This window comes from Bacteroides sp. An269, from assembly GCF_002159755.1.
In the GTDB taxonomy this organism is placed as follows: Bacteria; Bacteroidota; Bacteroidia; order Bacteroidales; family Bacteroidaceae; genus Phocaeicola; species Phocaeicola intestinalis.
In genome coordinates this window covers 1-6,344 of sequence record NZ_NFJG01000159.1, presented here as the reverse complement: position 1 = coordinate 6,344, position 6,344 = coordinate 1, and the positions used below count along the sequence as shown (strand labels likewise).

At 39.5% G+C, this 6,344-nt stretch carries 8 protein-coding genes; 4 read left to right on the top strand and 4 right to left on the bottom strand.

All coding sequences use genetic code 11. The features are described 5' to 3' along the window. The first annotated feature begins 548 nt into the window (after positions 1-548). Positions 549-782 (top strand): type II toxin-antitoxin system prevent-host-death family antitoxin, encoded by a 234-nt coding sequence (locus B5F71_RS18115; protein WP_087213148.1) that lies wholly within the window; start codon positions 549-551, stop codon positions 780-782. A 61-nt stretch (positions 783-843) separates the two neighbouring features. After that, the gene (locus B5F71_RS18110; protein WP_343285812.1) at positions 844-1,110 is read left to right on the top strand and encodes a hypothetical protein; all 267 of its coding nucleotides are present in this window, start codon (positions 844-846) and stop codon (positions 1,108-1,110) included. Here B5F71_RS18110 and B5F71_RS18105 read toward each other — a convergent pair. After that, positions 1,105-2,382, bottom strand: a complete 1,278-nt coding sequence (locus tag B5F71_RS18105) for a relaxase/mobilization nuclease domain-containing protein (protein ID WP_087213141.1) — start codon at positions 2,380-2,382, stop codon at positions 1,105-1,107. The two genes, B5F71_RS18110 and B5F71_RS18105, sit on opposite strands and share 6 nt — an antisense overlap. A 309-nt stretch (positions 2,383-2,691) precedes the next feature. Here B5F71_RS18105 and B5F71_RS18100 point away from each other — a divergent pair, with 309 nt between their 5' ends. Next, positions 2,692-3,846: a hypothetical protein gene (locus B5F71_RS18100; protein ID WP_087213138.1), complete on the top strand. Its 1,155-nt coding sequence runs from the start codon at positions 2,692-2,694 to the stop codon at positions 3,844-3,846. Between the two features lie 26 nt (positions 3,847-3,872). Next, positions 3,873-4,310 (top strand): hypothetical protein, encoded by a 438-nt coding sequence (locus B5F71_RS18095; RefSeq protein ID WP_143269940.1) that lies wholly within the window; start codon positions 3,873-3,875, stop codon positions 4,308-4,310. A gap of 46 nt (positions 4,311-4,356) precedes the next feature. Here the strand turns inward: B5F71_RS18095 and B5F71_RS18090 are convergent, their stop codons facing one another. From B5F71_RS18090 to B5F71_RS18080, 3 genes are all read right to left on the bottom strand, one after another. After that, positions 4,357-4,899: a hypothetical protein gene (locus tag B5F71_RS18090; RefSeq protein WP_087213133.1), complete on the bottom strand. Its 543-nt coding sequence runs from the start codon at positions 4,897-4,899 to the stop codon at positions 4,357-4,359. Between the two features lie 103 nt (positions 4,900-5,002). Next, positions 5,003-5,194 (bottom strand): hypothetical protein, encoded by a 192-nt coding sequence (locus B5F71_RS18085; protein ID WP_087213130.1) that lies wholly within the window; start codon positions 5,192-5,194, stop codon positions 5,003-5,005. Continuing rightward, a complete protein-coding gene (locus B5F71_RS18080) occupies positions 5,191-6,174 on the bottom strand; it encodes a replication initiation protein (protein ID WP_087213127.1) in 984 nt (327 codons plus the stop codon). The genes B5F71_RS18085 and B5F71_RS18080 overlap by 4 nt, the downstream gene beginning before the upstream one ends. Between the last annotated feature and the right edge of the window lie 170 nt (positions 6,175-6,344).

The following is a 6,344-nucleotide window of genomic DNA, read 5'->3' as shown; positions in this document are numbered from 1 at the left end:
TAAAAAAATATATGTCGTCAATAACATTCAAAAAGTCGTTTTTAGAAAGCAAAATAACATTCAAAAAGTCGTTTATAACATTCAAAAAGTCGTTTTTAGAGTTCTTTCAACCTTTATAAATCATTGATATATAAATAGTTATGAGACATTTTTTTTAAGTTGATAAGCATATAATAAGCAATGCTTTAAAACAAGTCATAGTTTTTTAGCGAAATGGTTGATTTTCAGACGAAACAAAAGGGAAAAACGAGTTTTTGAATGTTTGAGAAAGCAAAGCAAGAGCCAGCGCAGCGGTTTTTAGGGAACGACTTTTCTGGCGCGTTAAAATATGTATTATTTTGTTTATATATATCATCATAATCGCTAAATTAGGTATGAATTTGGCGGTTGTAATCACCAAATTCGGATTTTTTAGGTATGCTATGCTAATTTTCAATAAGCCGCCACTTTCATGATGTGGTAAAATAGTGATTATAGTTTGTATTAAAATATATTAATTTGGCTACCGTTTTGGTATCTATTTTTATCTTTGCAAAAAAATAAAGATTATGCAAGTAGTTTCAGCAAGAGAATTTAGAGCTAATCAGGGGAAATACCTGATTAAAGCTAACGAAGGGCAATCCGTATTGCTCACAAGCAGGTACGGTAATTTTAAAATTGTTCCTATATCGGAAGAAGATAATTTAACCACACGCATTTGTAGGGGATTGCAGCAAGTAAAACTGATGAAAGATGGGAAACTCCCACGTAGAACTATAGAGGACTTACTCGATGAGCTTTGAAATTATACCGACACCTGATTTTTCCCGTTCTCTCAAAGTTCTCGCCAAACGACATAGGTCTTTGAAACAAGATATGTCTGTATTTATATCAAGTTTGAAAGAGAATCCTTTGCAAGGAACAGAAATAGCCCCCAACATCAGAAAAGTCAGACTGACAATTACATCTAAGGGAAAAGGTAAATCAGGAGGCGCAAGGGTCATTACCTACTTGATGGCAGTGTCAGAAGATTCAGGGGACGTGTATTTGATTGACATCTACGATAAATCAGACTATGATACAGTAGATGTGTCCGTTATTAAAAAAATGATTGAAGATTTGGGTCTATAAATGGAATCCCCTGCCTTTGTCAAGTCCTAAAGCCTGTTGCAGCTTTTGCCATAGCTGTTTGAAGAACTCCTTAAAATGAAAATCGTTCAACCAAATGGTCGTGTTGCCAGCCTTGCTTTTGGCAATGTTTATCTTCACGTCCTTGACCTGGTGCTTTTTTCTGCGTTCCCGGTCGTACAGGAATCCTGAATAGGTTATTTTTTTTCCTGTAAGCAGGAGCCGGATATCGTTGTCTCCGACACCCATTTCCCGGAGTTCATCGATGTTCTCTTTGGCGTTTTCCATGCAGGGGAACAGGTCGGTTATCGACTTCAGCCTTTCTTCTCCGGTTCTGATTGCCCTGCGTGTGGCTTCCCGTTCCCTTTCGTTTTGGGCGTTTGCTGTCCGCAGGTTGCTCTGGAGGTTCTGGCTTTTCATCTCCAGTTCGTAATTCTCCCTTTTCAGTTCCGCAATCTCCTGCTCCTGCCGTTTGACCTTCCCGGAGTTGAAAAGGCTGGCTGTCGCATCGATGACGGTCGTTCCGGCTTTAAGCAAGGCTGTTCCCGTGTCGGCTGCCGCCCCTTTCAGCTTTTCAACCTTTACTTCAGCGGCTGCTTCTTTGAGCTTCTTTTGGGTGTTCTCCAGCTTTTCCCCTGCCTGTTTCACTTTTTCCTCTATGGCATTGCGCTCATCCTCCATCAGACGGTATTCTTTTTTGATTTGCGCCATTTTCTCCGCTTCGACCATATTCTTGTATTGGATGGCGGAAAGATGCTTACGGTCGGAAGAAATGCCCCTTTCCATGCCAAGGCATTCTGCCAGTATAGTCTGCATTTCCGCCATGTCCTGCTTGTTCAGCTTCCGGGTCCTCCCCGTTTCCCCGTCCGTCCAGTCGAAAATCATGTGCGCATGGTAGTTCGGCTTCCATGTTTCCACATTTCCGTCCCAAACGCTGGCTCCCTCGTCCTTGTGCGTGTAGATTTGGAACGTATGTATTCCGAAGCGTTCCTCCAACCTCCCGGCAAAGTCCTGAAGCTGCAGGAGAGTCGTTCCGTCCTCGATCACGACCACTCCCTCGCGGATGGGTGTCGCCTTCTTCTGCATGGACTGCCCAGTGTGCTGCCTGTACTTTTCCCTTATGTCCTCCAGCACGTCAGCAATCTTCATTTCCGACCATTGCTCGTTTCGGTGGGAGAGTTCCGGACGTATGTAGTCGAGTTCCTTGCTGCGGAGGTTGTGCCGTTCCGCGCTGCCGATGTTGCAGGGTCTTACGTTGATGCTTGTCTTTGCCATAACCTTTCTCTTTTCGTTGGTGGATATTCCGATTGCATCGCCATCGATCTTGCCGATGGCGGACGGGGTCGAGGGGTGTCCCCTCGCACACGACCCTTTAGGGTCATAGTGTGCTATAACCTCGCAAGCAAAGTTAAGCTGTTTTATGTCAAATCTCAAAGGAATAAAGAAAAAGTAGCATTAGCAGCTGGGCATTAGCAGCTGAGCTACTATAAATGCGGTCGTGTTAAAATACGTATTTAATTTGTCTATTAGCTATAAATTTCGTATTTTTCGCGCGAAATAGAGAAACTAAAAAAGGAGGTAATTATGAAAAAGTTTTTATTCTATGTAGCTTTGTTCGGAACTCTTTTTATATCATCGTGCTCTGATGATTTGCCTGTCTCTGAACCTGATGTGGTAGAAAATGGGATTGTTTCTGCTGACATATCTTTTAGAAAAGCACAAGATTTATTTGATTCATTTAGACCTAAAGTAACTCGTGGCGAAGAAAGTCGTTTAATAGAATATCCAGAGAATTACGGTGGATGTTATATTGATGAAGAAGGAGAACTTCATGTATATATAACAACAGATTTTGTCCAAACACAGAGTGATTTTAAGACAGTTATAGGGACGGATGGCGTAAAATATGAAAAATGTTTATATTCTCGAAATGAGTTGATGAATTTGAAGCGTCAAATTTCTGAATATATTCTGCAGAATCAAGATGCAGCGATTTCTAAGAATATAAATCATGTGGCTTATTCCGCTAAAAGGAATCGTGTAATTGTAGGCTTGAGGGATTACTCAGATGCAAATGTGAATGCTTTTAAGAGTTTAATAGTTAATAGCCCTGCTATTGAGTTTATTCAAGCAAATACGGTAGAAGTAGAGCAAAGTAATGATATTGCCTCAGGGCAAAAAATAGTGGGAACATATGTTTCAACTATAGAACGAAATTCAGGATCTGTCGGTTATAAAGCCTATTATGGAAGTTCACTTGGGTTTGTGACAGCTTGTCATGTTGTTGAAACTGGAGATGCTGTTTCATTGCCAACAGATTGGTCTACAAATATAGCAGTCAGTGAGATTGCTATGCATTATGGTACGGTGGATGCTTCATTTTGTAAAATGTCTTCAGGTTGGAATATGCTGCTAAATGTATATGGTGAAACATTTAATCCGATTGCTCCATTTGAAGGCGTTACTGTTGAGGGTGCCTATGTGAAAAAATATGGATACAATGGTTATACGGATGGATGGGTTGTAGACGAAAGCTATGATGCAAATATTAGCGGCGTTTATATGATGGATTTGGCGAAGGCAACATATGCAAGTGCTGGCGGAGATAGTGGTGGATTGATATTATCTGGAGATAATGGATATGTCATGGGAATTCATCAAAGTGGAGGTAATCTTGCAAATTATTGTAAAGTAGGGAATATAAATTATATGTTAGGATTAACCTTGTCAAATTGGTGAAAATGAAATTCATAATATTTATTATTATGTTTTTTGTAAGCTCTGTAGGATGGGCACATCAGTGGAAATGTGTTTCTGTAGACATATATAAAAGAACATACAATGTTATTGCTGATAAATGGGAATACGAAAAGAACTTAGATATAAATGTTTTGGAAACTTATTTTGATGCAAAAGATGAGAAATTTTTCGTATCAATACAGGCTACAGGCATAAAATATTTGTCCTATAATCAAGACTATGATTTTTATTATATAGATAAAAATCATAGTCTTGTTAAGATTGATAAAGACCCTTGTGATGTTGAAAGTGTTGGATATATAGTTCGAGATGGTAATCCTATGGATTTGTCGTTTGAACTGCCACAGCACGTGAAAATTAACAATACTTTACTGGAAATTGAAGTTAGAAATGAGCAAAGTGGCGATATCTATATTATTAGAATTTTCTATAAACGTATTTAATCAAATGAAGGAATTGTGTCGAATAAATCCAGATACAGTTCCTTCATTAAATTTCTGTGTTTATTTTTATCTTTCCGAAAGTCTTTTGTTCATCACGTACCCGGCACAGTTCCCGGTACGCTTTTTCTTTATAAACTTGCAGGTCTTTGATTTCGTTACGTAACCGGTCGTTTTCTTCCTGTATGCGTTGGAGTTCCTTTTTCTGTTCTTCAGCCAGTTTCTCTGCTTTTACCTTTTCTTCAGTAGCCTGTGCTATGATTTCAGGAGCCGGAAGCTGTTTAGCGGTTTGTTCCCGGACAGCCTGTAATAGCTGGCGCATCGCTTCTGTTCCCTCGTTTAGCTGTTCCATGACCTTAGCTGAACTTTCCAGCCTGTTGGTTATGCGCTCCAATGGAGAGAGGTCAAACGCTTCTCCACGTATATCAAACCCTGTACGCAAGAAATAGTCGATTGCCAGTTCTACAAAAACCTTTCGTGTAAGGGAAGCTCCCTTTATATATTCGTCCAGCTTTTGGGCGTATTCTTGGCTTATCGCTATGGTTGTTAGGGGTGTTTTCCTCTTTTGTCTACTTTCTTGTTCTTTGTTCATTGATGTAAAATGCTATATCTTGTCACAAAGGTAGTTATATGTTTTTGTTATTGCAATTTATAATGATTGTTATTGCGTTTTATTGCAGTTATATCAAAATAAATCACTCTGCTATTAGCTGGAAATCGTGGTAAACACCCCCTGTTCTTCCACAGGCTTCCGGGCATGGCTCTGTGAATATCACCGTTACGAATGTTGCCCCGAAAAATTCTTCTATCTCTGTAATGATAGCCCGTAAATCCCTGCCGTAGCCGTTGATTTCGGCTGGTACGATAACTCTATCTCCTGTTTTCATGATTGTTTTCCTTTGTCTTTTAACTTTCCTTTGATTGCATTGATAATATATCCTTTTGGGTTTTTCTTCTCCCTTGACTTTCCTTTGAGCATGGAAAGCTCCAGCATTATATCAAGTTCCTTTTGTGCAGCCCTAAAAAGGTCTATGTTGTTCCGTATTTCTTGGTCGGTAAATAGTAAGTCCTGTTTGAGGTAGTTCCGTACAAGCCTATCCAAATCCCATCCTAAGCTGACCTGTTTCTGCAGGTCGTGCTTTTCAAGTTCCTCGTCCCTGTGTTCAGGCTGATATTTGGGGTACAATTTTAAGGCATGAAATGTCCGTCCATCTTTCAAAATTTTGTATTCAAAAGAGTACGGGCTTTTGGCGTCCAGTTCCTCTTTAGCTGGCACCACTATCCGCTTGATAAAATCAGGATTTCGCTTGTATTTGTTCTGTACGCCGAACATGATTTTTAAGTCCTCTATCGTATAAATCAAGGGTCTTTCCTGCCCGCTCATCAGTTCATAGAACCGCATAGAGTATTGGCTTGTAAACTCCATTGCTGTTTTGAGTTCGTACTTCCTGAATCCCTTTGAAAAGTTGAGAACGGCATTATACACTTCCGGTTGTATCTCAAACCTAACCCAGCCTCTCTTGTAGTTGAACTGTGGCTTCTCGATAATTCCGATTACTTTCCAGACCTGCCCATCGTCAAACTCAAATGACTTGTTTCTGAGGTCTAACAAGGCTTTTTTGACACGGGTGTAGTTCTCATCATCATCATTCGCTAAAAACGCAGAAATAGGCATTAAAACAACCCTATCATCATACAGATTCTTCTCGATACGCAGTCCCGGATATAATTTTTTACCTTCAAGTTCGCACTGCATCGCTTCTACAAGGCGGTACAAAATTCGTTTCTCGTAAACCGAAAAGTCGTATTTTGATACAGTCATTAAATAACTCTGTATCACGTCTTTATTTGTGATTTTTATAGCCATATTCATGTGTTTTTAAGACGACATTATGAATGTTCTGCAAATATACAGATTAAAAACGACATAAAAAAATATATGTCGTCAATAACATTCAAAAAGTCGTTTTTAGAAAGCAAAATAACATTCAAAAAGTCGTTTATAACATTCAAAAAGTCGTTTTTAGAGTTCTTTCA

Excerpts from the sequence above, each read along its gene's own strand:
- B5F71_RS18115 (WP_087213148.1), top strand. The coding sequence starts at position 549 with ATGCAAGTAGTTTCAGCAAGAGAATTTAGAGCTAATCAGGGGAAATAC.
- B5F71_RS18105 (WP_087213141.1), bottom strand. The coding sequence starts at position 2,382 with ATGGCAAAGACAAGCATCAACGTAAGACCCTGCAACATCGGCAGCGCG.
- B5F71_RS18100 (WP_087213138.1), top strand. The coding sequence starts at position 2,692 with ATGAAAAAGTTTTTATTCTATGTAGCTTTGTTCGGAACTCTTTTTATA.
- B5F71_RS18095 (WP_143269940.1), top strand. The coding sequence starts at position 3,873 with ATGTTTTTTGTAAGCTCTGTAGGATGGGCACATCAGTGGAAATGTGTT.
- B5F71_RS18090 (WP_087213133.1), bottom strand. The coding sequence starts at position 4,899 with ATGAACAAAGAACAAGAAAGTAGACAAAAGAGGAAAACACCCCTAACA.
- B5F71_RS18085 (WP_087213130.1), bottom strand. The coding sequence starts at position 5,194 with ATGAAAACAGGAGATAGAGTTATCGTACCAGCCGAAATCAACGGCTAC.
- B5F71_RS18080 (WP_087213127.1), bottom strand. The coding sequence starts at position 6,174 with ATGGCTATAAAAATCACAAATAAAGACGTGATACAGAGTTATTTAATG.